The following is a 23,094-nucleotide window of genomic DNA, read 5'->3' on the forward strand; positions in this document are numbered from 1 at the left end:
GAAGGATTGGAACCGGACGTGCCATCATGGCTTGCCGAGCGCCCCCCCGTCGGCTTCCATATATTCGGATCCTTCCCGCGTCTCCCGCAAGCGGCGACGGAGCGCCGACCGACTTCTGATGTATGCAGGGAAGCCAGCCGCGATCCCCAGACGCTCGCGCCATTGCAGAGCTGCCGGATAGTCTTCCGGCAGCCGGGCATTCTTGGAAGACCCGGGGTTTAACAAATGAGCGATGGCCCAGGGGGCGGCCCTGAGGAATTGGAGTAGCGCCGCCGGGTCGTCGACCAGGGTTTTCGAAAGATATGCGCCAAGGCCAACTCCGTAGCCGTATGCCTGACGTTCGATACCTTCCTCGCTCCGCCGGTGATGGTGCCAGACCAGCGCTCCCGGATCGTAGACAAGCTGATGGCCGGCGCGGATCACACTGACGAAGGCAGCCAGATCATCGCCGCCGCGCGCGAGCGTACCGGCCCCAAGCGCGGAATCAAAGCCGCCCTGCGCCTGCAGCACGCTGGTGCGGAATGCCATGTTGGCGCCCGATCCGAACGAACCGGCGGCAAAAGGGAAGAGTGGATCGGACGGTCGGTTTTCCGCGAGGTCGAAGACTCGTCGATCGAACCCCTTACCGAAGCCCCCCTGCCGCTCGGTCCAGTACTGAGCTCTGGTTTCCAGCTCGACCGGGAGGATGAGCCCGGTGACGCATCCCACCTCGGGCGATGCAGTAAAATTCGAGGCCATCACCCGCAACCATTGCGGATCAACGATGACGTCATCGTCGGTAAACGCAATGAACGGCGCTATTGCATCGGCAATCCCTGCGTTGTGGGCGTGTCCGAGCCCGGGCGTATCTTCGCGCCGATAGCGGATGCGACCGGTGGCGCCGTAGCGACCGGCGATCATATCTGCGGTTTCGGATGATGATGGCGCATTGTCCACCACGACCACTTCGAATGGTCCGTAGTCCTGTTGCAACAAGGAATCAAGGCACCTCGCCAGTGCTTCCGGACGATCGCGGGTGGCAACGACAACGCGCGCAAACTGAGCTTCATCATCCTCGATGCGGCGGGGTAGCGCTGACGCAGGCGTTGCTGCGAGCGCCTTCCTCAATTGACGCGCCTCAACCTTTCGGCCGAACAGCGGAACCTCGACCACGCCGATCGGTCGTCCGCCGTCGCGGACAAGGCAGAACGCCCCACCGAACTGCCGGCCAGTCTTGCCGTCGACCGGATCCACACGATCCCGCGGTCGGGCCAGGTCCACATCTGCTACGCGAAGCGGAGCGAACGTGGAGACTACATGCCTCGGCGCGCGGCGTCCGTTTCCGGCAAGCCGTCCCCCCAGATATGATGCCGATACGTATGCAAGACCCACGGCGATAGCAGAGGCGCGGGCAATACCCGACCAGTCGGCTCCACGAAACGCATTGCCAATCCCACGCGCAAAGCCGGCCGGCAGCGTGCGCAGGACATAACTGCGTTCGCTCGAGAGGCCACTGCTTGTTCCGGTGGAACCGACCATCAAGGCCTTCGAACGCCCTTCGGCCTTGCAGCGCGTGCGGAAATAGGCCCTGGTGACGCGCTCGGGGGAAATCTGATGGGAAACGACCAACCCTGGGTCGTAGACGATGCGCGCTCCGGGAAAATGCCGCGTGGCCCGAATGCATAACTCACTCTCCTCGCAGCCCGCCGCGTCGTTACCGCCACGGCCCAACTGTTCCGAGAAGCCCCCTGCACGCTCGAATACGGCGCGCCTGAACGACATGTTACAGCCGAGCAGGTTCCTGACCGTCGCCACCTCTTCGGGCTGCCCTTTGTAGCTACACCCCACGACCCAGTCGAACTCGGCTGGAAACCACGACGGACGCCCGTCCGGCCAGGCGGCGGCGACCGCTCCCCCGACCGCCAATACCCGCGGATCGTCATAATGACCGATCATGCGTTCCAACCAGTCGGTTGGCGCTAGCGCATCATCATCCATGAATGCGACGATCTCCCCGCGCGCCTGCTCAATGCCGACGTTGCGAGCGCCTGACAGACCGGGACGCCGCGTGCTGGCAGCAGCGCGGACGGTCGGGAACTGCTCGGCGACCATCGCCAGCAATTCGACATTGTGATCTATGACCGCGATGATCTCGCGGGGCTGGATACTTTGACCACCAAGGGAGTTCAATGCCGCCTTTAGCTGCTCCCGGCGCTGCGCCGAATGCGCGCAGATGACGACGGAGACCGCGCTTCGTCCCGACATGAGGTCACCGCCCTTCGCCTATCTTGGTGGTGGCGCTGCTCGGAAGCGGTGGTCCCAGGGTGGTGGGTTGCTTGCTCACTCCCATCCTGATGATGGTCGAGAGAACCCTCCACCCGTCAGGGATGGTGCGCAAGTTGCTCGTGCCATGGATGCGGCGATACTCCTTGCTGGGCACCTCCTTGATGGTGAGTTTTGCCCGCAGTGCTTGGATATTCATGCTGGTCTCGATCTCGAAACCGTCATCCCGGTCCAAGCGCATGCGCGGCAGGACGTCGCGCCAGAATGCATTGTAGCCATAACAGAGGTCGGTGAATTTTCCGCCGAAACGCCACTTGACCAGTTGGACGAAGCCCCAGTTCCCAAGGAACCGATACCACTCCATGTCATCGGTTCCTCCACCCTGCAGGAAACGAGAGCCTTTGACGAAATCAGCGCCGGACAGCAGAGCTCCTACGAAGGCAGGGATTTCGGCGGGATCAGTCGAGCCATCTGCGTCGAGGGCGACAATGATCTCCCCGGTCGAGGCCGCGAAGCCGCAGCGTAGCGCGGCACCCTTTCCGGGGCGGTCCTGTGACACAATGACGATGTCGGGAATGCACTGCCGCGCGACACTGACGGTGGCGTCTGTGGAATTGCCGTCGACGAGGACTATTTCGCCAACCCATTTTGGGATGCGCCCCAGCACGTAAGATAGGTTTCGTTCCTCATTCATAGCGGGGATGACCACGCTAACGCTGGGAACCTGCCCGGGTGCGGCTAAGTCGACGTAGGCGGATCGGGCCGACCGGTCTATTCGGCCTGCCTCGGGATTCAGTCGTGAAATGCTCATCGCGAAACTCCCCCGGCAGAGTTGATCTCTGTCCGTTAGCAGCCGCCGCATCTTGTTGAATACTTGATAGTTTCTATGGCGCGCGTTGGGGCCAACCGAGGCGCGTACTCTAATTAACAAAACGATAACCACGTTTTAGTAGGGAGTAAAGACACCTTTTTTCGACTTAATTGCAATCACTAAAACGTTTTCAGCAAAGCGGTCGTCACTTTGCGGTTGGAAACCGCGCCAATTCAATAACTTAGAACTCACGCTCTGATTCCGGCAGAACGTGAAGCGTTCCAGTCGTTCCGCGGCCGCCTTCCATGCCGGCAGACGCGCCCACCGACTGCCTCAACCTCCTACTGCCGCTGCTTGCGACAATGGGCAAATCACCTTACTCGTATGATGTCGGTGCCGACGGGAACGCCGCCTGCTAGCAGGCGGCAGCGCTTAGAGCGCTTCGATGTAACGAGCGTGCGTTTGACCCCGCTGCGGCCTCGTCGAGATGTGTCTCGACATGGGGGATGCGTTGAGAAAAACCTTGGACTGGAGCGCCGTCGCCGAATGGCAGCGGCTCATGGCTGAATGGGAGGCAGCTAGCGCAGACTACGACGCGCTGCGGCAGGCGTCCCTGGCCCCGGAGCTGGTCGGAGAGAAACGTATGACGTTGATGGCGCGGACTGCCGCGGCTCGCGACCGGCTGATCGAGATAAAGGCCAGCATCGACTCACTGATCAAGCAGCAGAAGTCGACACGCGATGTCGATTCCGATGAGTTCATTATTGCCAGACTGGAAACCGGCGCGCCGGGTGATGAAACCGAGCCGGCGCAAAAGACGCCCTCGAAGCGATAAGGCGTTTGCAGCGAAGGTCATGACCATTGTTGTGGCTTGAATTCGCGCCAATTCAACGCCATAGGGCTCACACCGAGAACGCAAGTGCGATTAGGCGCTTGAGAACCAGCGCCATCGCGTAGATCAGCAGCACCAGCACAGTGATGTCGAAGCCCTGGAGCACTGACGCTTGGTGACGCGGCGCAGCAGCAATGATAATCTGGCGCGAGGCCAGCGCCGCCAACACGAGTCCCAGTGCAGCCGTTCCTGGCACTTTCAAATAGGCGAGGCGAGCGGGATCCGGTTGTTCCACCACGCTCACGATGACTCGGGCCAATCCCGCATCGAGCCGATCATCGATTTCCACCCTCGCCCTGCGTAAGTCCGGCGCCTCGCCCAGAGCACTCCTGTATGCCTCGATGATTGCCGGATCATAGGGATCGCCGGAGGAAAACGGCGCTAACGCCTTCAGGCTCTCCAATCTTGTCGGGTCCGTGCCCCTGATGATGATGGGGCCCAGTCGCAGCATTGGTCCGGTGTCGATGGTCAGGCGCAGGGAGGCGGTCCTCGATTCCGGATCCGGGGTGAGGGTCCAGTCGGCAAGCCGCGCGTGCGGGTAGGATCCGCTGCGGACCGTGCGCAGAATTCGCCCGGTTATCGAGGAGACTTGCAGCTCTCCGGCTACGGCGCCGACGCTTTGCCCGGCCTGTTGATTTATTTCCGCCGCCAGCCGATCGAGACCGGGGCCGTTGAGTCCTGCAAACTGTATGGCGCCAATCCGGAAAACAGGGCCAGGCACGGGTACCAGCCCTACGACACTCGCACGCGCCGGCGTTCCTTGCGCGGCACCTGCCTCGTCCGTCAGCTCTACCCGTCCCGCCAAATGTCCGAACGTGCGAACCAATTCGCTCAGGCGCTCCCGCTCGATCTCGACGGCAGCATTCCATTGATCCGACCCAGGTTCACCCATTTCCCCGGCAGCATACAAAGCCGGGAGGTTGAGGCCCCCGAGGAGTGCCCGATCGAGCTCCTCATGCCCGGTGGGCTCAACGGTGACGAGGAGGTCTTCGGCACTGGCGGGCACTGCGAGAACGATCAGGAGACACAAGATCAGCGATCGCGCCGCAACGGCCAACGCCACCCCGCATTCTCGTCTGCCGACGCTCCTTAGGAACTTCAAGCAATTCGACCGGGTACGAACACTTGAGTGAAGCGAACACGAGCCGCCGTCCATTGCGGGGTCGGCCGGCTCGACCCGTTGTGATTGGACTATCTCTTTGGCGGGTGCTGTCATGACTTACAAAAATACGGGACCGAGAATACCATACTACAAATGAGGGTTGTCCCTGTCAGTTCTGCGCATGGACAATAGCCTTCCTTGGGGAACGGCCTTGATGAATGCGCCAGCTGCTGTGCCTGTCGATGTCTCCACTTCGGTGCCGGCAGAGGTCTGGGACCTGGTCTATCGGTTAGATTCACACGCCTTGCCTACCCAGTCGCCGCGTTGGGCGCGCGCAATTACCGCGTCGGGCGGCTATTACGACGTAAGCCGTCTCTATGCGTTCGCAGATGGCCGCCGCGCCATTCTGCCGCTGTTCGAAGGCGCGGGGGGGCCAAGGAAACTTCGATCCCGCTTGTCGCCGCCTAGTGCGTGGGGCTTTGGCGGGCTCATTGCATCGGACCCGTTGGGCGTTGCCCACCTCTCGGCCATCCTCGACGACGTCATTGACAACACGACATTCAGGGTCCATGTCCGCCCCAATCCACTAGAGGCGGGCCTGTGGAAGGCTGCAGCAGGGGGGCGCTGGATTGCGGTGCCGCGCCTTGCTCACGTCCTCGACCTTCGGCCCGGCTTTGATAAGATCTGGGCGGGATTCCGGTCGAGCACAAGGGGTCAAATCCGAAAGGCGGAACGCGCCGGGCTGGACGTGAAGAGCGGTTGCGAACCATCTCTGGTCGAGGCGTTCCACGGCCTGCTGATGCGTTCGGTCGATCGTTGGGCTCGGCGACAGCACGAGCCGCTCGCCCTGGCGCGGTGGCGAGCGAGGGGACGCGACCCGATCGACAAGTTCAACACCATTGCCAAGGCGCTGGGACCGGCATGCCAGTTCCGGGTTGCATACCATAACGGCGAACCGGCGGCGGCCATCCTGGTGCTTCAGGAACGGAACGCCCACTACACGAGGGGCGCCATGGATGAGAGGCTGGCCGCGCCCACTTCGGCGAACTATTTGCTGCATAGGCTGGCGATCGAGGCCGCTTGCAACGCCGGGTGCGCCACTTACCACATGGGAGAAACTACGGCAGGGGGGACGCTGGCCCGATTCAAGGAACAGTTCGGGGCGGTGGCGACGCCTTATGCCGAGTATGCGTTCGAAAGACTCCCGCTGTACTGGCTGAAGGATCGCGCGCGGACGACTGTGAAGCGAATGATCGGGTTTCGGGATGCTTGAAAGGCCCTTGCTCGCCATTGCCATTGTACTCGGCGGCACCGCTCTTTCCGATGTGTACGCCAGCAGCGATGGGCCCCTGAGGCAGGGGGGCCGGTGGACCCGAGTTTTTACCGACGAGTTCGACTCGGAGGCGCTGGATCGGACGAAATGGGTCACCTGCTATTGGTGGGGCGAGAGTGGCTGCACCAATCTCGGGAACAGCGAACTGCAGTGGTACGTACCGGAAAATGTCGCGATAGCAGGCGGGCAATTGCAGCTGACTGCCAAGCCTGCGGATGTGATCGGTCACGACGGCCTTAGGTTCGGCTACACCTCAGGTATGGTCACCAGCGGCCGTTACGACAGAGGGGACCAACGGGCCGATCGCTTCAGTTTTACCTACGGGTACGTCGAGGTCCGCGCCAGGGTGCCGGCCGGCCAGGGGCTGTGGTCAGCCATATGGTTGCTCCCGTCCGACCACACGTCGAAACCGGAGATAGACGTGATGGAGGTTCTGGGGCACCAGCCGGGGGTCCTCGAACTCCACTACCACTACCAGAACGAGGCGGGGGAGCGTCGTAGTGCCGGCCACGAGGTCGAAACGCCCGACCTCTCCCGCGACTGGCACGTCTATGGAATGGAGTGGAGCCCTGAGAGTATCGTCTGGTATTTGGATGGCCAGCCCGTGTGGCGTTACACCGATACCCGCACCATCTCCCACCAGCCGATGTACCTGCTCATGAACCTTGCCGTCGGCGGCGATTGGCCCGGAGCACCCGACGCGACCACTCCGTTTCCTGCACTTTACCTCATCGACTATGTGAGGATTTGGCAGCGGGAACAATCATGATCGGGCGCGCCGCCGACGCCGGGACGGGCTGGGCAAGGTGGCGTTGGCCGATACGCAGGTTCTGGGCAACCACCAATGACGGCACCGCATCGCCGCTGACGTTCAACGGCTACGCTCTGATCGCCAGCACTGTAGCGACCTCCGCATTCGGAGTGGTCTTCTGGGTGCTCGCCGCCCGCCTCTATCCTGCCGAGCAAGTGGGTCTTGGGGCCGTGATGATCTCCAGCATGGTCACCCTCGGCAGCTTTGCACAGCTCAATTTCCCCAACATGCTCAATCGCTTCGTCCCCGCAGCCGGCACGCAGGCCCGAGGCCTGATCCTTGCCGCCTACGGGGTGGCAACAGCGACGGCCTTACTCCTCTCCACCGGATTCCTTCTTGTGGTCGATCAGCTGGTACCGCGCATGGCTTTCCTGCCCGCCGATCCCCTACTCGCCGCGGGCTTTGTCGCCGCGGTTTCGGTTTGGACGATATTCGCGCTGCAGGACAGCGCCCTCGCCTCGCTGCGCCAAGCCATTTGGGTGCCGATCGAGAACACGGTGTATGCGCTTGCCAAGATCGTCCTGCTGGTCCTGCTGGCCGGTGCGGCGACTGGAAACATAGCGCTTTTTGCAGCCTGGACGGCGCCGCTCATATTCGTCGCCGCCGCGATCAACCTGCTGATCTTCGGCCGGCTGCTGCGCAAGCCCCGCTTCCAGGCTGCACCCGAAACCCGCTTTGATCCGCGCACCGCGGCACGCTATTTCGGCTGGGACTATATCGGCGGCCTTGCGCTTACGGCAGCCATGGGGATCGCCCCGGTGCTGGTTTTGAGCCAGGCCGGGGCAGAAGCGAGCGCCAACTACCACCTGGCATGGACCTTCACCTATTCACTCTACCTGATCGGCCGGTCGATGGGGATTTCCCTGCTCGCCGAAAGCGCCACGACCCCGGCCCGCATGCCCTCGTTGGTGGCCGACGCAGTCGTCCACACCATGCTGCCCTTGGCGGCCGCAGCGCTCGTCGTCGCGACTGCCGCACCATTGCTGATGTCGCTGTTCGGTCCAAGCTATGCGCGCGAAGGTGCAACGCTGCTCAGTGTGTTGGCGGTTTCCAGCATCCCCTGGGGCCTGGTGACCATCTTCCTGGCCGTCGCCCGGGTGCGCGGCTGGTTGCGGGCGATTGCCGGCACACAGATTGCAACGCTCGTGCTGGTACTCAGCATCGGCGTACTGTTGCTGCCGAAGCTGGGCGTGCTCGGAATCGGCGTCGCCTGGCTCGCGGCGCACACAGCTGTCCTCTTCGGAATTGCTGCCATCGCCGTGTTGCGAGGAGGCCCGGACCGGCTGACCGATGGGTTGCTGCGACTGGCTTCGTCCGTCGCGCGCCTGAGGAACACGCTCCTGCAACCAGCCACGCTGCGCCAGGACCAGCCCGCGCTTGCCTCGGCGATCGAAGGGGCGCTTCAGGACATCGGACACACCGATCAGGCGCTGCGATCGGGTGCAGCACTGCATTCGCTGAGCGACAGTATGGTGTTCTTCCTCAAGCCTGCCCCGGGGGGCGGCCCAGTCCCACGGGCCGTGGTGAAATGCGCAACCAGTTCGCAGGGGATCACATCATTGGAACGCGGTCGGGTGTGGCAAGAGCGCCTGCGGGAAGATCCGAGGCTGGAGGAAAGTCGATCCGTCATTCCGCGCATCCTCGCTCACCGAAAGCTCTCGGGAGCGGTGGCGCTGATCGAGGAAGCTTTGCCCGGAGACGACGGCCGTCTCGTGCTGGCGAGAGCGGGCCAGCGCCCAGGCGCACTGGACGCAGCGGCGCGTGCCATAAACTCCGTACATCGTCGAACCGGCAAGTCGTCGGTTGTCGATGAGGCGTGGATCGCCGAGTGGATCGAGCGCCCGGTGCAGTACGTGCAACGGCAGAGCAGGCAGGCCTGGCACCTGGACGCGTGGCAGTCGTTTGTCCGCGAGCAGCGAGCATACTGGCTCTCCCGGCAGGTATACCTCGGCATCACCCACGGAGATTTCAGCCCGGGCAATATCCTTTTTGTCGAGGAGCCGGGGCAGTCGGGTGTCCCGGGGATTCGGCTGGCGGGCTTGCTCGACTGGACCGAGGCCCGCCCTGATGGCCCGGCCGGTTTCGACGTCTGCCACCTTGCGCTCACCACCAGGATGCTGGTGGCGGGAGAGGAACTGGGGCAGGTCGTTCGGACCGCAATGGAGCAGGCGCGCCGGGAGGACCTTCCCCTGCCCAATGATCTTGACGGCGACGACGCCGAATGGCTTAGCCAGTCCGCGGCCACTAGGGCAATGGTGGGGCTGGTCTGGCTCCACCACCTGCTGGCCAATATCCGGAAGGCAGAACAATACTCCGCTAACCCCCTTTGGACAGCGACGAACGTGAACTGGGTTCTGCGTTCGTTTTCGAGGAACCGGCGGCATTGAGCGACACCACCACCGCCGCACAGCGCACCAGTTTGCCGGTTGCAGCGCCGATGACGCTCCTTATCGCGGGACTGACCCTGTGGGCTGCGGGACTGCGCGACATAGAGCCCGCCGCGATGAACGACCTGGGGTTGGCGTCGGTCCTGACCTGGCGCATCTGGGCAGCAGGCGCGCTACTCACCATCGGCTTCTGCCTCAGCCTGCGCACAGCGAGCGTCGGAACCTCGCTTCCCTACCTGCAACTGGTGGGCCTGACGGTAGTCCTGCATGGCACGCCTGCCATCGCCTACGAAACGCTGCGGTATTCCTGGGCCTGGAAACACATAGGAATCGTCGACTTTATCCAGAGGCACGGCAGTCCCGATCCCGAAGCCGCGTTCCTTGCCGTCTACCACAACTGGCCCGGCTTCTTCCTCGCCGCCGCTTGGTTGAGCGATCTGTTCGCACTGACGCCGTTGGCACTTGCTGGGCTCGCCCGCTTCTTTCCCCTCGTCCTCAACCTGGCGTACTTGATCGTGGTGCCGCAGATCCTGCGCAGATTTACCACCCATGCGCGACTGGTGTGGACGGCGACCTGCCTGTTCCTCCTGGGCAACTGGATCGGCCAGGATTACTTCTCGCCACAGGGCAGCGCATATTTGATGTACCTGGGGGTGCTCGCTCTCTGTCTAGGTCCGCTGGCCCCGACACCCGGGACTCGCTCTTCATGGATTAGTCCCTCGCCGGCCCTGGCGCGATATCGCAGCATCGTCAGCCGCGGCCTCCCCTCCGTCGACGGCACACACAGGTGGGGGCGGATTGTGGCCTCGGCAACCGCGTTGGCACTCATACTCGCCGTGGTGGTCACCCACCAGCTGACGCCGCTGCTTCTCATCTGCGCTCTTGCAGGCCTGTGGGCAATCGGCAGGCTCACCATCGGGTACTTCCTGTTTGCAGTGGTTGCCGAGCTGCTTTGGTTGTTCTACTTCGCCGACCCCTATGTCTCGCTCGCCATTGGCGAGGTGGTCGCCGAGTTCGGCAGCGTCGGTGCCGAGGCGCTGGGCAAAATGGTGAGCCTCGACACCGTGAGCCCTGGCCAGCGCTGGGTCTCGATCGCCTCCCGTACACTCACCGGGACCATCGTGGTGATGGCATTTGCAGGATTTGTCCGGCGCCTGCTCGAGGGCTTTCGTGACGGACCCGCCGTCGTCCTGGCACTTGCTCCCGCGCCACTGCTCCTTGCCACGTCCTATGGGGGCGAGGTCCTGTTCCGGTTGTACTTCTACGCCCTGCCCTTCCTCGCATATTTTGCTGCGGCGCTGTTCTTTCCATCTCAGACCAGCAGTCGACCGCCGAACACCCTGGTGCTGTTGTGCCCGGTGATCCTTGCGCTGATGCTGGGCTTCGTCCTGGCCAACAATGGGAAGGACCGTCAGTACTGGTTCAGCAAGGCCGAAGTTGCCGCCGCGGCATGGCTGTACGAACACGCGGAGGCGGGCTCGTTGCTCATCGAAGGGTCGCGGAACTATCCATCACAGTTCCGCAACTACGAGAACTTTGTCTACGTGCCCCTGAGCGAGGAAGCGCCCGACGTGCGCGAGAAGATTCTAGAGCAGCCCGAGGAAGTCCTGGGGCGGTGGCTCTCCGGTTATGAGCACGGCTATGTGATGATCACGCGCAGCCAGAAGGCCGGTGTCGACGATCTGGGGATCATGCCGACAGGCGCATTGGACAAGATCGAACAAGCGCTGACGGCCTCGCCGTCGTTCCGCCTGATCCACGCGACTTCGGACGCGCGGATATTCGTACTCCGCACCACAACGGCAATGACCGGGAGCGGCGAGAATTAGCCGGGTCCGGGCGTTCATGATGAACAACAGGTGCACACAGCCCGGGCTTGACCTGACGCATTGTGGTCCGGGGAGTCCCGTCACCGTTGATGTGGCCGAGGCGACTGTACGACGCCGCACTAGGTGGATCCGATCGCTGACGACATCAAGCTGAACTACCCCGACCCTGAGCACCTTCAGCCGATCCGACTACTTGCAACACCTGCCAAGTAGCCCTCCCCGATCGCCTGCAGTCTTGACAGGGAACATGAAGGACCCACTAGTTCGCTCCTTCACCTTCGCAGGATCGCCGAGTATGGACCCCTTCACCCTCGTCACCTTCACCATCGCCTATGCCATTGCCGTACTGGTGCCGGGGCCGGGTGTCGCGGCGGTTGTGGCGCGGGCGCTGGGCGGCGGGTTCAAGGGTGCATTCCCCATGGTGCTGGGAATCCTCGCCGGAGACCTCGTCTACTTCGTCTTCGTGGTCTTTGGCCTGGCTGCCATCGCCACCCATTTCGGCCCCGTCTTCACCGTGATCCGCTGGGTGGGCGCCGCTTACCTCCTCTATATCGCCTGGCAGTTCTGGACGGCCCGGCCGGGCTCGGAACGCCTGAAGCCCAAGAGCGACAGCGGCTGGAAGACCTTCCTTGCCGGTCTCTCGCTGACCCTGGGCAACCCCAAGACCATCATCTTCTACCTCGCCATCCTGCCGACGGTCATTCCGCTCGACCGGATGAACCCGGTGGCCTTCGCCGAACTGACCGCGATCGTGGTGGTCGTCCTCCTCGCCATCGGCTGCGGCTATGCCTGGCTTGCCTCCACCGCCCGCGACATGCTCAAGAGCCCCCGCGCGCTCGGGCGCCTCAACAAGACCGCCGGCGTCATGATGGCGACCGCCGCCGGCCTCGTCGCGTGGCAGCACTAGGCATAAGGACGCGGGAAAAGTTGACCTGGTGAAACGCGCGCCCTGCCCCTTTGCGCGTCGGCCGCATCCTGCTATTGAGGCGGCGGCGGGCCCATAGCTCAATGGTTAGAGCCGACCGCTCATAACGGTCTGGTTCCAGGTTCGAGTCCTGGTGGGCCCACCAAGAAATCCCCAGTCTCTGCAATGGTTTAGGAAAACACCGCTGCGGGGACTTTTTCTTAGGGGGACAGAAACGGGGACAGAATGAATGGCTTATGGGGAGCAGGCCATTGCCCAGATGAGAGAGGCATTCGGCACGGTCGACGAACGTTACCAAGCGATGCGGGAAGCGTTCATTATGCGCGAGTACCGCACAGCTCGAGGTAAAGAGTTTGCCCTCCACGGCTTTTGCCGACGGCTTAGCATCCTGGCTTTGACCACCCGTCACGTCTTCGAGTTGCTGCCGCCCGACCTCGATGGCGTGCCGAAGAAGGAACTGTTGGACGACGTCACGATCCAAGTGCAAGCCTTTATGATCAACGCCTTCGGTGCGATGGACAATCTAGCTTGGACATGGTGCTTCGAGAGGGGTCTGAAGCGGGATAACGGTAAAGAAATACCTGCTTCCTGGGTCTCTCTTTCCCCTAAGAACACGTTCCTGGTACCTACGCTGTCGGACGATTTTCAGGCCCGATTGGCAGAGCTGAAAGAGTGGTTCAGCATCATCGAGGGGTATCGGCACGGCCTGGCCCACCGCATTCCACTCTACATCCCACCTTTTGCCGTGCTCGAATCCAAAGTGGCCGAGTACGCCGAGCTTGAGACCAAGGTGTTCGAAGCCCTGTCGCGCAGATCGTTGGACGAGATGGAGAAACACCAGGCGGATCAGCGCGCCCTGCAGGTGTTCCACCCCCGGATAATGCATTCGTTCGAAGAGAGAGCCCGCACGATCGACTTCCATCCGCAGATGCTGACGGATTTCGGTCTAGCAGAGGATCTAGGGCGCCGGATGCTCGAAGAGCTCGACTCCTTGGAGCAGTGAGAGGTCGACAACTCAGGCGAGGCCCTGCGATCGGCGACATAGATCGGGAACGCGTCAGCGCCGCGGCTTCCGGTCGTTCCGGATGATTGCGTGGATTTCTTCGAGGATTCCCGGATCAGGCTCCTCACCACTCTCTTCCCGTTCCCGCAGCTCCTGCATAATTTCATCCATCTGCGCCTTGTGGTCTTCGTTCGAGACGATGAGTGGCAAATCGAAGCCCGGAACCAGCTCTCGTCCGAGCTCCAACGCGACGTCGCGGGCGTGATACAGCTGATGCGCTTTGGTCTCGAGCAGGTCCTGGATGTGCTGAATCAGGTGTAGCGCGAACTTGTCGCTCACTTCCCGTTCGCCGCGTAGCATCATCGCGATCAGAGAGCTCGAGACCTTCAAGTCGCGCGCAAATTCGCTCCTGTTGTTCGCGTACAGGTGCTCCAGGATCTCAGCGAGCTGACGGCGACGGCGCTCGGCCTTTTCGATCTTGTCGTCCGTCATCAAGGAGCTCCAATAGCAGGTAGGGCCGGAAATCCTTCCAGCCCTACGAAATCGTCACTTCAAATTTGGCAAGGTGCAAGGACCTATCCGTCCAAGCGCCCCTTTTTCGCCTGCAGCTCAATCTCGGCTTCAAGGATCTGGTCCCTTACGTGAAACTGCTCCACGATACGAGGAGGAGCGTCGAGCAGTCCGGCCGCGTTGACGACGTAGTCGCTGAACCCGCACCGTTTGCGGAGCAGTGCGCGCCTCAACATCTTCGTTCCGCGACGGATTTCGACCTCTCCCTCCTCCGATTCAAAGTTCTCGGTCATGCACGCCAGAGTAGCCTCTTTCGTCGTCCCGATCACGACGATCGTGCCGTCAAGCAAGCCGTAGAACGCGTGCTCGACCTCCTCGAAATGCATGTCGTCGGCGTCACAGTGGTGACCCCACATCTCCCAAATTTCGTATTCCGTCATCATGTTCCTGCCGGCCTATCTACGGTGTTGCTGCCGAGAATATGAGGCTTTCCCGAGCAACTCACAATGGTCTTGTGCAAGAAATTTGCACAAATGTTCTTGATACTCGCACATGGCTGCCCTATGTGTTGGTGGACCGTCGCAGTCACCCACCAACTGCAGAGAATATCAAATGCCCGAATATACCCACTCCTCCCGACCAACCCGACGAATGTCTCCAGAAATCGCCGTCGATCCCGATCGCGTAGTTGAGATCGCAACACGCTACCCCGAGATCGAAATAGCAGCACTCGCCGAGCGCTTCGGGTGCTCCGACCGGCAAATACGCTACATCCTCGATCGCGCCGGCATCGAGCGTACCACTGAGCCGATGGGCATCGTGAAGACCGTCGATCCGCACCCGTGGCGCCCGCGTTCGCGCCGCCGGGCTACGCTGCCGAAGATGACGAAGGCCGAGAAAACGGCGCTCGTTGACGCTTTCCTCGCCAAGAACGAGATCAAGAAAGTACCGCGCGGCGCGATGACAACCGGCAATGTCATCTTCCTTGATCAGACCCGAAACGACTAACGAAAAGACCCCTCATGATTGACCTAAACAACGTCCACCACGTGCGCTTCGCGGTGCTTGCCGCGGATTTCCGCGAGCGCTCCAGGAATTTGGAATATCCACCCGAGATCGCTGAGGATTTCGGTTGGATCGCCGACCACCTCGAAACTGCAGCCGTGGCACCGACCGGCGATCTAGTTGCCCTTCACGCCTCGATGGTCGCAGGCCGGCCGCCCCAGCGCGGGGGATTCGCCCGCCTGCGCGCTGCAGAGATCATCGATGATTATCTAATGGAGATGGAGGCGATCGCTGCGCGCAAATCGAAGGGCGCGGAGCCTGCCAAGGCTGAATAGCGGGTTGACGACACGTAAACGCACATGCCCTACGCTGCGATCTGACAGCGTAGGGTACTCTTATGTCCAACACACTCTTTCGCCTCGCCGTAGGGGGAGCCTTCCCCGACCGCTCCTCCGCTAAAATCGCACGCGCCCTCAAGGTAAACCAGCGCACGGTTCAGAAGTGGCTTTCCGACGAAGCTGACGTGCCGCCAGGCGTCGTCACAGAAACCAACAGGCTCTCTCAGTTGATGGATGAGCGCGAGGTAATGCAGCACCTGCGCGATATCGTCGAAGACTGGAAAGAGTCGGACGGCCATCCGGAAGCTCTGGCAAGCGCCTTGGCAAGGATCTACTTCGAAGTCACCGGCCGCGAGATCGAATGAGTTAAGGTCTCTTAACCGCTCCACGGCATTCCCCTCGACAAGCCTCGTGTCCGCCAATATGACGGACGCTGGAAATTTTGAGTTGTGTCATCGGCATAGGCTGATGGGACGACGCTGGACCGAGGGCGTCATGATGAGCGGCAATGCCAGCTCGCGGAGCGATTCCGCATCCATTTTCACCGACACCGACCGAGCCGCGCTCAAGCACCGCTTGCTTCGTCGTGAGCAAATCCTTGACGGCGCGCTTCCCAGTAACAAGGAGCTTCTCACCGGGCTGCCGCTCCGATGCGACGACTTGCAGTCCGACGTGATGGCATACATCGACGGTTGGAAGGCCAAAGCCGACGGTCGGTGGGAGCAGGACGTCATTGTAGCTGCCGAGCTTGCTCGTGCGGATGCGTCGATCGAAAACCTGAGCAAGCTGTACGAGGCGCTGGAGCCAGGCTCTTACGACGAACACGAGCTCAGTGATCGAGTCCAGATCTGGCTAGCGTACTGGGGAGATCGGGACGCACTGACGAGGGTTTGTGTACTCGCCGCTACGCCGAATCGGCGTCTCCGGGATGAGGCCTCGACCGATGCCTACCGCCTCACGTTTTCAATCGGCATCACTACGCGGAAGCACATCGAAGAATATAAGCCCGGTGCCGCGGACCAAGTGATGCTGAACGGCATGAAGCATCTCTCCAAGCTCACGGCTTACATCGACGCACTGAGAGAGACTGTCGAAATCGAAGGTGATGCGGCGAAGCCGACCAGCCTGGCGAGGCTGATCGCCAGATTTTCGGCCGCCGTCGACGAGGGGGAGCAGGAGAGCGTCAAGAAGCTTGACGCTCTCCTGGGCGAAGATCTTGACGAAGACGATGTGGTCGGCCTCGTCGTCGTTCCGTCAATGCCCGCTGTTGAGCCTACCGGCAAGGCCTCTGCTCGCGACATCCGCCACGAGTGGGAAGGCCTTGCCGGCAAGGCCTTCCCACTCGTACAGCGCGGCGACATCGCTCAGCAGCGGCGCCAACTTGTAGCCGCTTGGCCGCATGCGAGCGAAATCATCGACGTCATACTCTCGGACCTGGCGGCATCGGAAATCGTCAGGTTCCGGCCGACACTTATCGTGGGCGAGCCGGGATCCGGCAAGTCAAGCCTGGCGCGGGCAATCCTGGAAACGGTCGGACTGCCAAGCCAGCTCGTGCCCATGGCCGGTGCTTCCGACAGCAGCCTAATGGGAACGAGTGCGCAGTGGTCCACCGCTCGCGAGAGCATTCCCCTACAGCTCATCAAGAACTCAAGAACCGCGAGCGTCGGCATGATCTGGGACGAGATCGAAAAAGCATCGGACTCTCGGCACAACGGAAGCGCGGTCGAGGCGCTGCTGCCGATGCTCGAAATCGACCAGGCCCGGCGCTATCGGGATCTCGCTCTCGAACTCGAGGTCGATCTTTCGGCCGTAACCCATTTCGCAACGGCCAACTCGGCTGAGGGCATCCCGGCGCCGATCCGTGATCGCATGCGCATCCTACAGATGCCGGAGCCTGGCTGGCAGCATTTGGGCACTCTGACGCGGCAGATCATTGATCGCATCGCCGGCGAACGAGGTGTCGACCCCAGGTTTTTCGGGTCCCTCGCGGAAGACGAGCTCGAGCTCGTTAGGCGGGCGTGGCCTGGGGGCTCGATCCGCAAGCTGACGCGCATCGTGGCGACGATCATCGCCGGACGCGATCGCATCCTTGGGAGGTGCTGATGGTCATCCGTGATGCAGATCGCGAGGTCGCTCGCCGTATGTACCACGTCGCTGTCGGGATCGTCGCGATGCGCGATGACGACATCGCCGTTCGCGAAGCCGCCGTCGATGCAGTCCGCATGCCAAGCCCGGCGACGATCCGAGCGCTCCTCGCCGTCGGGCGAGAGAAAGAGTGGCTAGCGAGTGTAGTCGACGCACTCGCCGAAGTCGGGATCGCGGCGGCCGAAGAAGTCCTGGGAGACGAAAATGAATAACGAAAACGATGATCTTCGCCGGCTCGACGCCTTCATCCAGCGGATGCAGCCGATGATCGACGAATTCCACGCGATCGTCGATCGCGCATTTGTCGATGACCCAGCCATGCGTGGTTGGCGCGCCCGGGACATCGCTTATGACCTCAAAATTGGATCGATCCGCCCTGGACTAACTGGGGTCCCCGAGGGTCGCGGCGTGCATCCGAAGCACCAATCGTACTGGATGCCCGACCGACACCTGACTGTCGAACTCGCCGCCCGGACGATTGAGCACCGGTCGCGGCGATTCACCGGCCGACGGGTGCTTCCCGTGAATGAAGATTGGAAGGATCAGCTGAGAGACAGCCATGCTGGGATGTTCGAGTGCGAATTCAGCGTCGACGCAGGGTGGGCAGACTTGATCGCCGCATATGTCGAGATGCGTCTGGAAGCCGGTGATCGTTGGGAATTCATCCAGATCAAGGAGAAATTTGGCAGCCTCAGACTCTATGACGTCGGTGACGACAGCCCCCTCGAGTCGATCGCCGACCACTTGTCGATGTGCATCTGCGAGACCTGCGGGGCCCCTGGTCGCGAGCGCGATGGCGGTTGGATTCGAACGCTGTGTGACGATCATGCGGAGGACCAGTCATGAGAGCTTGGGTCTTCTCCGATCTCCACGTCGACGCAGCACCATACGAGCTACCCCCTACCCCGCCTGACATCGATTGCATTATCATCGCTGGTGACGTCGCAGATGGGCACCATCTGTCCGCCAGGTGGCTGCGTCACCATGTCGTGCCGCGAGGTCTCCCGGTGATGTACGTGCTCGGCAATCACGATTTCTTCGGCCACGATATCTCCGACGATCATTCTGATCTCTACGCGCGCATTGGCGTCGAGCTCCTTCATCCGGGTCGGCCAGTCGTGGAGATCGCCGGCGTCAGGATCATCGGGTGCACACTTTGGACGGACTACGACGTCAATGGAGACGTTGAGCTCGCGCGGGCATGGGCTCGGGAGTCGATGCCGGATCTCCAGTCGATCGATCTCGGACTGCGGCGCGTCGGCACGCGTGACCTTCTGGACCTCCACAGGCAACATCTTGGGATGCTTGCCGGCCTACTGACGGAGTTCGAGATCCAGCCGCCTACCATCGTTGTCACGCACCACGCGCCGCACCCGAAATCGCTTCGATCGCCGCACTTTATCGACGACTCTGACGCGTCCTTCGCAAGCGATCTAAGTCACCTGATCACGGTGACGGAGCCTGCCGTGTGGATACATGGCCACGTGCATCACAGCCGCGATTACTACATTGGGGCGACGAGGGTGGTCTGCAATCCGCGGGGATATGCCGTGGTGGATTCCGGCGGCATGCGCATCGAAAACCAGGGCTTCGAGCCGGGAAAGGTGATTGAGCTATGAGAGAAAAGCCCAAAGTCGCGTCCGTCCCCGGCGTCATGAGCGGCGATCCCGTGATCGTCGGTACCCGCGTGCTCGCCGAAACGATCCTGGTCGAACTCGCAGCGGGTGCCACGCATGAAGATATCTACCGCAATTACCCCTCCCTACCGCCGGGCTCTGTCGAGGCCGCTATCGAGTGGCAGCAGCGGGGAACGATGGGCACGGGCGATGTCGTCGAGGACCTGAGCCTGCCCGCCGACTATCGGGTCAAATGGGCGATCCTGGCGGCGATCAAAGCCGCGATGCGGGATAGCTGGACTGTCGAAGGCCTAGCGGAGATCTGCAACCTTCCACCTGAGCAGCTCGATCGCTGGCTACGAGGCATAGTACGCGATGTCACTGTCGGCACTCTCATCGAGATTCACGACATCGCTGTGAGGACTACCGGCCTGCCAACGATCGCCGAAATCATCCGCGGGCACGTACGCGATTTGGGAGAACAGAAATGAAAATTGAACGCATCACCGCCGAGGATGCAACGCGCCAGGCTATCGATTGGGACCTGTCGATCCGCCGCGAAGACGACGACGGCCGCGTCTATCAGCACGACCCGGACGGCTCTGTGTCGCACGTGATCTGGTGGGACGATTTCGAGTTCGTGGTCGATCGGCCGACGGCGGAGCGGTTGTTCGCCTGGGCGCTATAATTTGTGCACTCGTTGCCCGTCATTCTAGGAACGTGCAGACTGCACCTCAGGTTCGGGGGGCTGAATCGATGCTCAGATGGCTTTTTGCTGGTCTACTTTCGGTGCTGGTTCAACCGGCACTGGCTTCTACGGAGGAGCTATCGGGGGCGATGATTCGAGCCATCAGATTCGGAAGTGATGAGATTACAGCCGACATGCGCTTGGAGTTCGCGAGAGCTGCCCTTGTTTATTGGGAAAGTTTCGATTCCCGCATCCCTCGGAACTCGCCCTCTGACTCCGAATGGATTAAGGGCGAGTTGGATACGACGGACACACAGCGGATCGGCAGGGCGATCAATACGCCTCAATATGCCCTAAGCCAGCTTTCAGCGAGGAGCGAGAGTTGTGTCGGGTCCCATCGCCTTCTGGTCGACAACATCGGCGGGGATATGGCCCTCGAGCTCTATTTGTGGCTCAAGGTCTCGTATTGCTATGATGGAGAGAACATCCAATCCCACTTGCAGCGAGCAGGTCTTTCGAACGGCAGGGCCGACGGCAGCTTCAACACACAGGGTGTGACGATGGCTCGCGACTATATCACTGGCAAGATCGCAAACTCAGTTTATCAGGTCGACTAGATGGTCGATCGCAGCGCGTTGGGCGCGTGCGGGTTGGGGTACCACCAACCCACCGCCCACTCACATCAGATGATGTGAGCGATTATTAGCAGAATGTATGCTAAGAGCTTGAGAATTAACGAAATCGTCATCGGCATCACCTCCTTTCGATTGTATTTATCGATCGGAGACATTCGGCTGACCCGAATTTCGTGCTGTTTTTGCAACAGTCAGCTGGATCCTATGCAGCCGCCCGCATTACCAACGTCTGCATAGCCTACGTCGTCTTCTGAGACAGGTGATTCAGCCCGCCGTCGTTCTCGATCCAAACGTCGACGATCTCTTCGCTAAAACGGTCGAACTCGAACTCCGACGGCCCGACACCTAGGCGCCTGACGCCGATAACAGCGCCGCCGAGGGCCTTGTAGACTTTGCCCTGATCGCGCCGGACTGAGCCGAAGGAATATCGGCGCCCCGGGTCGAGGCTCTGGCACGCGAGCCACGGCATGATTTGATGCCCAAACGCGTGCTCGAGTGCGTTCCCGAGCCGCCCCAGGATGTCCCGGTGTTGCATCCGCGAGCCCGTCACGCTCGTCCACCGACACTTTCCAGCTTGCGTCGTGACGTCATCGAGCGAGAGTCCGAAATGGCGGATCGCGATATCGCGCAGCGGCCAACCGTCATCGGCCGGCTCATATCCGAAGGCGGACTGCAGGATGCGCTGGACCTCAGACTTCCCGCTTCCCGGGTGTCCGCAAATGCCGATAAGCCTCGGAAACTCCACCGTTTATGCACTCCAGTTGGAAAATCGCCCGCGCTGCATAAACCGCCTACGCGGCCAAGCGCGTTTGGCATCGTGCCCGTCGCCCCTCCGCAGCGAGAGTTCCCAGCGTTCTCCGATCGACCCACGGCCATCGCTCGATCACGGCAGCCCACCCGTGTGAGTTGACTAGGCGGGCGACAGCGTCCGGGGAAGGCGTCATACGGATTCGGGAATCCCAGGTCCGGTAGACTGGCTCCCCGTCCATCCGCCTCATGCCGCCAGCCTCGTGTTCTCAGCCCGGGTCTCGGCGATCGAGAGGATGCGGGCAGGCATTCCGGTCTCGGCCACCAGCTCGCGGTCGACGATGCGATACACAGGCAGGCCATGCAGATGGGCTTCAAGAATTTCGCGGGCGACGCCGGCGCCGACTGATCCATCAGGATACGTCATGTACGCCAGTGCATCGGCTTCGTCCTCGATGAGGCTCAGGAACCAGGCCATGCCCGTCGCGCGATAGCCGAGTTGATGGATCGGTTGGTTGGGATCGAGGATCCGGTAGCCGCCGGTCAGAAGGACGGCATAGGCGCGGACGTCGGCCGGCGTGTCATAGAGTGCGCTGGGGCGGGCGAAATAGATGACGGCGTCGGTCATGCTGCGTTCCTAGCGGCAGGATCAAAGACGGCTGCCCACGTGGCCTGGGCCTTTGGCTTCGGATCTTCGAGATGAATGTCCCACTTGCTCGTGATTCCGTACTTGTGGTGCATGAACCAGAGCGGTTGGGTCGGTGCCGAGATAGGCGCCCGGAGAGCATTCTTCGCGTACTCGTCGTACCCCTTCATCGTGTTTGACACGATCGCCCGCGGAAGCCAGAGCTGCTGGTGCCAATGCCCCATAAGAAGTGTGTCGTATTCCATGCCCGCCGACGCCGACGCGCCGCGAGTTTTGATCTCGCCCCGCATGATCGGGCCGATTGCGCCAATGATCCCGTCGCCACCTTTGACGCCAAGCATATCGCCATGGACGAGCATAAATCGGTGGCCGTAGACCGAGTAAAAGACCTCGTTGGCGGGCCTGGTGTCGATGACGATGCGGGGATCGTCGGCGAATTCGCGGCGGAGCAGCTCGTAGATGAGCCAGTCGAAGTTCTTGTAGATGTACCGCTTGTACTCGGGCTTCGGAGTGCCCCTGCCGTGGTTGCCCGCTACCGCCGGCGCATAGACCTGACCGAAGCGATCCGCCATCCGGCGCAGGCCCCACACGAGCATATCGCGGACCTCTAGGACCGCCGGGATGATCTCGAGCTCGTCGGTCTTCTGGAGCTCCGGGTGCAAGCCGCCGGAGACATTGTCTCCGGCCAGGTTGATGATGATGCCAGGATAGTCGCCTGGACCATGCTCGTCACAGATGCCGATGGTGCGATCGACGAGCGTGTTGAAGCGGCGCTTCATAATGTCGACGTTGTACTCGTTGACGCCGTTGACCTCGGCCGCCTGGACGACTTCGCCGCCATGCGGATCCGACCACATCGTCATCGGCGCTTCGGGAATACGGGGACCGGCGGTACGCAGGCGGCGGACCCAATTTGGAGTGGAGGTCGGTGCCATGGAGATGGTGCCGATGATGTCGCGGATGACATCTTCGTTGAGCCCGTCGCGGTGCGCCGCTTTCAAAGCCTCTCGCAGCCGATGATTTTCGTCGGTGAGCTGGATGATCTTGCGATCAGCTGGGGAGCCGCCGAGGCGGTAGGGCTCGGGCTTTTCTTCCGGAGCCGACGCGTTGTCATTGGCGACCGAGGCGACGAGTTTGCGTTCGTTCTTCCAACGCCGGACCGTGCCGCGGGGGATGCCTAGGGTCTCGGCGACGGTCTTGAGCGGGTGCTCGGCGCCAGCTGCAGTCAGCTCGGCATAGAGCGCCTGGGCGGCGACAACCTTGTCATGTTGGATATGTGTTCTTTTGGGGGAGTTCGCGACAGGACTTTCGCTATGCGATACCACCTTGCGTTGGTGTTTGTGCGTAGTGAAGTCGTCGGTAGACGGTATTTTGCGATGCACAAAACTCGTGTTTTTCAAGTGCCCGTC

Annotated in this window: 25 protein-coding genes and 1 tRNA gene; 18 read left to right on the forward strand and 8 right to left on the reverse strand. The window is 61.6% G+C overall.

All coding sequences use genetic code 11. The features are described from left to right. Window positions 1–24 precede the first annotated feature (24 nt). Together QQK18_RS04035 and QQK18_RS04040 are read right to left on the reverse strand one after the other, a co-directional pair. The gene (locus QQK18_RS04035; protein ID WP_284339001.1) at window positions 25–2,244 is read right to left on the reverse strand and encodes a glycosyltransferase; all 2,220 of its coding nucleotides are present in this window, start codon (window positions 2,242–2,244) and stop codon (window positions 25–27) included. Between the two features lie 4 nt (window positions 2,245–2,248). Continuing rightward, complete coding sequence (locus tag QQK18_RS04040) at window positions 2,249–3,073, reverse strand: glycosyltransferase family 2 protein (RefSeq protein ID WP_284339002.1); 825 nt, start codon at window positions 3,071–3,073, stop codon at window positions 2,249–2,251. A gap of 499 nt (window positions 3,074–3,572) precedes the next feature. Between QQK18_RS04040 and QQK18_RS04045 the strand changes: the two genes are divergently transcribed. Continuing rightward, window positions 3,573–3,908, forward strand: coding sequence for a hypothetical protein (locus tag QQK18_RS04045; RefSeq protein ID WP_284339003.1), 336 nt, complete (start codon window positions 3,573–3,575; stop codon window positions 3,906–3,908). A gap of 67 nt (window positions 3,909–3,975) precedes the next feature. Here the strand turns inward: QQK18_RS04045 and QQK18_RS04050 are convergent, their stop codons facing one another. Continuing rightward, entirely contained in the window at window positions 3,976–5,022 is a 1,047-nt protein-coding gene (locus tag QQK18_RS04050; RefSeq protein ID WP_284339004.1) for a BamA/TamA family outer membrane protein, read from the reverse strand. Window positions 5,023–5,281: 259 nt separating this feature from the next. Here QQK18_RS04050 and QQK18_RS04055 point away from each other — a divergent pair, with 259 nt between their 5' ends. The 7 genes from QQK18_RS04055 (at window position 5,282) to QQK18_RS04085 (ending at window position 13,355) form a co-directional block, all read left to right on the forward strand. Then, the gene (locus tag QQK18_RS04055) at window positions 5,282–6,340 is read left to right on the forward strand and encodes a GNAT family N-acetyltransferase (RefSeq protein WP_284339005.1); all 1,059 of its coding nucleotides are present in this window, start codon (window positions 5,282–5,284) and stop codon (window positions 6,338–6,340) included. Continuing rightward, complete coding sequence (locus QQK18_RS04060) at window positions 6,333–7,169, forward strand: glycoside hydrolase family 16 protein (protein ID WP_284339006.1); 837 nt, start codon at window positions 6,333–6,335, stop codon at window positions 7,167–7,169. Before QQK18_RS04055 ends, QQK18_RS04060 begins: the two co-directional genes overlap by 8 nt. After that, window positions 7,166–9,598 (forward strand): phosphotransferase, encoded by a 2,433-nt coding sequence (locus QQK18_RS04065; protein WP_284339007.1) that lies wholly within the window; start codon window positions 7,166–7,168, stop codon window positions 9,596–9,598. Before QQK18_RS04060 ends, QQK18_RS04065 begins: the two co-directional genes overlap by 4 nt. Continuing rightward, on the forward strand, window positions 9,595–11,427 hold the full coding sequence (locus tag QQK18_RS04070; protein WP_284339008.1) for a hypothetical protein: 1,833 nt from the start codon (window positions 9,595–9,597) through the stop codon (window positions 11,425–11,427). The genes QQK18_RS04065 and QQK18_RS04070 overlap by 4 nt, the downstream gene beginning before the upstream one ends. A 295-nt stretch (window positions 11,428–11,722) precedes the next feature. Next, a complete protein-coding gene (locus QQK18_RS04075) occupies window positions 11,723–12,334 on the forward strand; it encodes a LysE family translocator (protein WP_284339009.1) in 612 nt (203 codons plus the stop codon). 87 nt (window positions 12,335–12,421) lie between these two features. Further along, window positions 12,422–12,497: transfer RNA gene (locus QQK18_RS04080), tRNA-Ile, on the forward strand. A gap of 84 nt (window positions 12,498–12,581) precedes the next feature. Then, window positions 12,582–13,355 (forward strand): hypothetical protein, encoded by a 774-nt coding sequence (locus QQK18_RS04085; RefSeq protein ID WP_284339010.1) that lies wholly within the window; start codon window positions 12,582–12,584, stop codon window positions 13,353–13,355. A 54-nt stretch (window positions 13,356–13,409) separates the two neighbouring features. On the opposite strand, the gene QQK18_RS04090 is transcribed toward QQK18_RS04085, so the two are convergent. Further along, window positions 13,410–13,847, reverse strand: coding sequence for a hypothetical protein (locus QQK18_RS04090; protein ID WP_284339011.1), 438 nt, complete (start codon window positions 13,845–13,847; stop codon window positions 13,410–13,412). An 83-nt stretch (window positions 13,848–13,930) separates the two neighbouring features. Further along, entirely contained in the window at window positions 13,931–14,305 is a 375-nt protein-coding gene (locus QQK18_RS04095; RefSeq protein WP_284339012.1) for a hypothetical protein, read from the reverse strand. 172 nt (window positions 14,306–14,477) lie between these two features. Between QQK18_RS04095 and QQK18_RS04100 the strand changes: the two genes are divergently transcribed. The 10 genes from QQK18_RS04100 to QQK18_RS04145 all read left to right on the forward strand — a co-directional run bounded on the left by QQK18_RS04100 (window position 14,478) and on the right by QQK18_RS04145 (window position 20,274). Next, window positions 14,478–14,873, forward strand: coding sequence for a hypothetical protein (locus tag QQK18_RS04100; protein WP_284339013.1), 396 nt, complete (start codon window positions 14,478–14,480; stop codon window positions 14,871–14,873). A gap of 14 nt (window positions 14,874–14,887) precedes the next feature. Next, complete coding sequence (locus tag QQK18_RS04105) at window positions 14,888–15,205, forward strand: hypothetical protein (protein ID WP_284339014.1); 318 nt, start codon at window positions 14,888–14,890, stop codon at window positions 15,203–15,205. A 62-nt stretch (window positions 15,206–15,267) separates the two neighbouring features. Further along, the gene (locus QQK18_RS04110; protein ID WP_284339015.1) at window positions 15,268–15,573 is read left to right on the forward strand and encodes a hypothetical protein; all 306 of its coding nucleotides are present in this window, start codon (window positions 15,268–15,270) and stop codon (window positions 15,571–15,573) included. 133 nt (window positions 15,574–15,706) lie between these two features. Further along, on the forward strand, window positions 15,707–17,311 hold the full coding sequence (locus QQK18_RS04115; RefSeq protein ID WP_284339016.1) for an AAA family ATPase: 1,605 nt from the start codon (window positions 15,707–15,709) through the stop codon (window positions 17,309–17,311). Next, window positions 17,311–17,565 (forward strand): hypothetical protein, encoded by a 255-nt coding sequence (locus QQK18_RS04120; protein ID WP_284339017.1) that lies wholly within the window; start codon window positions 17,311–17,313, stop codon window positions 17,563–17,565. The genes QQK18_RS04115 and QQK18_RS04120 overlap by 1 nt, the downstream gene beginning before the upstream one ends. Next, entirely contained in the window at window positions 17,558–18,199 is a 642-nt protein-coding gene (locus QQK18_RS04125) for a hypothetical protein (protein WP_284339018.1), read from the forward strand. Before QQK18_RS04120 ends, QQK18_RS04125 begins: the two co-directional genes overlap by 8 nt. Next, window positions 18,196–18,972: a metallophosphoesterase gene (locus QQK18_RS04130; RefSeq protein ID WP_284339019.1), complete on the forward strand. Its 777-nt coding sequence runs from the start codon at window positions 18,196–18,198 to the stop codon at window positions 18,970–18,972. Before QQK18_RS04125 ends, QQK18_RS04130 begins: the two co-directional genes overlap by 4 nt. Next, window positions 18,969–19,460: a DUF433 domain-containing protein gene (locus QQK18_RS04135; RefSeq protein ID WP_284339020.1), complete on the forward strand. Its 492-nt coding sequence runs from the start codon at window positions 18,969–18,971 to the stop codon at window positions 19,458–19,460. Before QQK18_RS04130 ends, QQK18_RS04135 begins: the two co-directional genes overlap by 4 nt. Further along, window positions 19,457–19,657 carry a hypothetical protein gene (locus tag QQK18_RS04140; RefSeq protein WP_284339021.1) on the forward strand — a complete coding sequence of 67 codons (201 nt, stop codon included), beginning with the start codon at window positions 19,457–19,459 and terminating at the stop codon, window positions 19,655–19,657. Before QQK18_RS04135 ends, QQK18_RS04140 begins: the two co-directional genes overlap by 4 nt. 68 nt (window positions 19,658–19,725) lie before the next feature. Next, window positions 19,726–20,274: a hypothetical protein gene (locus tag QQK18_RS04145; RefSeq protein ID WP_284339022.1), complete on the forward strand. Its 549-nt coding sequence runs from the start codon at window positions 19,726–19,728 to the stop codon at window positions 20,272–20,274. Between the two features lie 256 nt (window positions 20,275–20,530). Here QQK18_RS04145 and QQK18_RS04150 read toward each other — a convergent pair whose 3' ends face one another. The 3 genes from QQK18_RS04150 to QQK18_RS04160 form a co-directional block, all read right to left on the reverse strand. Then, complete coding sequence (locus tag QQK18_RS04150; RefSeq protein ID WP_284339023.1) at window positions 20,531–21,037, reverse strand: hypothetical protein; 507 nt, start codon at window positions 21,035–21,037, stop codon at window positions 20,531–20,533. A 249-nt stretch (window positions 21,038–21,286) separates the two neighbouring features. After that, the gene (locus QQK18_RS04155) at window positions 21,287–21,667 is read right to left on the reverse strand and encodes a hypothetical protein (protein WP_284339024.1); all 381 of its coding nucleotides are present in this window, start codon (window positions 21,665–21,667) and stop codon (window positions 21,287–21,289) included. Further along, the gene (locus QQK18_RS04160) at window positions 21,664–23,085 is read right to left on the reverse strand and encodes a hypothetical protein (RefSeq protein WP_284339025.1); all 1,422 of its coding nucleotides are present in this window, start codon (window positions 23,083–23,085) and stop codon (window positions 21,664–21,666) included. Before QQK18_RS04160 ends, QQK18_RS04155 begins: the two co-directional genes overlap by 4 nt. Window positions 23,086–23,094: the final 9 nt, after the last annotated feature.

This window comes from Devosia nitrariae, from assembly GCF_030160115.1.
Classification (GTDB): Bacteria; Pseudomonadota; Alphaproteobacteria; order Rhizobiales; family Devosiaceae; genus Devosia; species Devosia nitrariae.

Bases quoted from the DNA above. Each gene is read 5' to 3' on its own strand.
- QQK18_RS04035 (WP_284339001.1), bottom strand. From the start codon at position 2,244: ATGTCGGGACGAAGCGCGGTCTCCGTCGTCATCTGCGCGCATTCGGCG.
- QQK18_RS04040 (WP_284339002.1), bottom strand. From the start codon at position 3,073: ATGAGCATTTCACGACTGAATCCCGAGGCAGGCCGAATAGACCGGTCG.
- QQK18_RS04045 (WP_284339003.1), top strand. From the start codon at position 3,573: ATGGGGGATGCGTTGAGAAAAACCTTGGACTGGAGCGCCGTCGCCGAA.
- QQK18_RS04055 (WP_284339005.1), top strand. From the start codon at position 5,282: ATGAATGCGCCAGCTGCTGTGCCTGTCGATGTCTCCACTTCGGTGCCG.
- QQK18_RS04060 (WP_284339006.1), top strand. From the start codon at position 6,333: ATGCTTGAAAGGCCCTTGCTCGCCATTGCCATTGTACTCGGCGGCACC.
- QQK18_RS04065 (WP_284339007.1), top strand. From the start codon at position 7,166: ATGATCGGGCGCGCCGCCGACGCCGGGACGGGCTGGGCAAGGTGGCGT.
- QQK18_RS04075 (WP_284339009.1), top strand. From the start codon at position 11,723: ATGGACCCCTTCACCCTCGTCACCTTCACCATCGCCTATGCCATTGCC.
- QQK18_RS04085 (WP_284339010.1), top strand. From the start codon at position 12,582: ATGGCTTATGGGGAGCAGGCCATTGCCCAGATGAGAGAGGCATTCGGC.
- QQK18_RS04090 (WP_284339011.1), bottom strand. From the start codon at position 13,847: ATGACGGACGACAAGATCGAAAAGGCCGAGCGCCGTCGCCGTCAGCTC.
- QQK18_RS04095 (WP_284339012.1), bottom strand. From the start codon at position 14,305: ATGACGGAATACGAAATTTGGGAGATGTGGGGTCACCACTGTGACGCC.
- QQK18_RS04100 (WP_284339013.1), top strand. From the start codon at position 14,478: ATGCCCGAATATACCCACTCCTCCCGACCAACCCGACGAATGTCTCCA.
- QQK18_RS04105 (WP_284339014.1), top strand. From the start codon at position 14,888: ATGATTGACCTAAACAACGTCCACCACGTGCGCTTCGCGGTGCTTGCC.
- QQK18_RS04110 (WP_284339015.1), top strand. From the start codon at position 15,268: ATGTCCAACACACTCTTTCGCCTCGCCGTAGGGGGAGCCTTCCCCGAC.
- QQK18_RS04115 (WP_284339016.1), top strand. From the start codon at position 15,707: ATGAGCGGCAATGCCAGCTCGCGGAGCGATTCCGCATCCATTTTCACC.
- QQK18_RS04120 (WP_284339017.1), top strand. From the start codon at position 17,311: ATGGTCATCCGTGATGCAGATCGCGAGGTCGCTCGCCGTATGTACCAC.
- QQK18_RS04125 (WP_284339018.1), top strand. From the start codon at position 17,558: ATGAATAACGAAAACGATGATCTTCGCCGGCTCGACGCCTTCATCCAG.
- QQK18_RS04130 (WP_284339019.1), top strand. From the start codon at position 18,196: ATGAGAGCTTGGGTCTTCTCCGATCTCCACGTCGACGCAGCACCATAC.
- QQK18_RS04135 (WP_284339020.1), top strand. From the start codon at position 18,969: ATGAGAGAAAAGCCCAAAGTCGCGTCCGTCCCCGGCGTCATGAGCGGC.
- QQK18_RS04140 (WP_284339021.1), top strand. From the start codon at position 19,457: ATGAAAATTGAACGCATCACCGCCGAGGATGCAACGCGCCAGGCTATC.
- QQK18_RS04145 (WP_284339022.1), top strand. From the start codon at position 19,726: ATGCTCAGATGGCTTTTTGCTGGTCTACTTTCGGTGCTGGTTCAACCG.
- QQK18_RS04155 (WP_284339024.1), bottom strand. From the start codon at position 21,667: ATGACCGACGCCGTCATCTATTTCGCCCGCCCCAGCGCACTCTATGAC.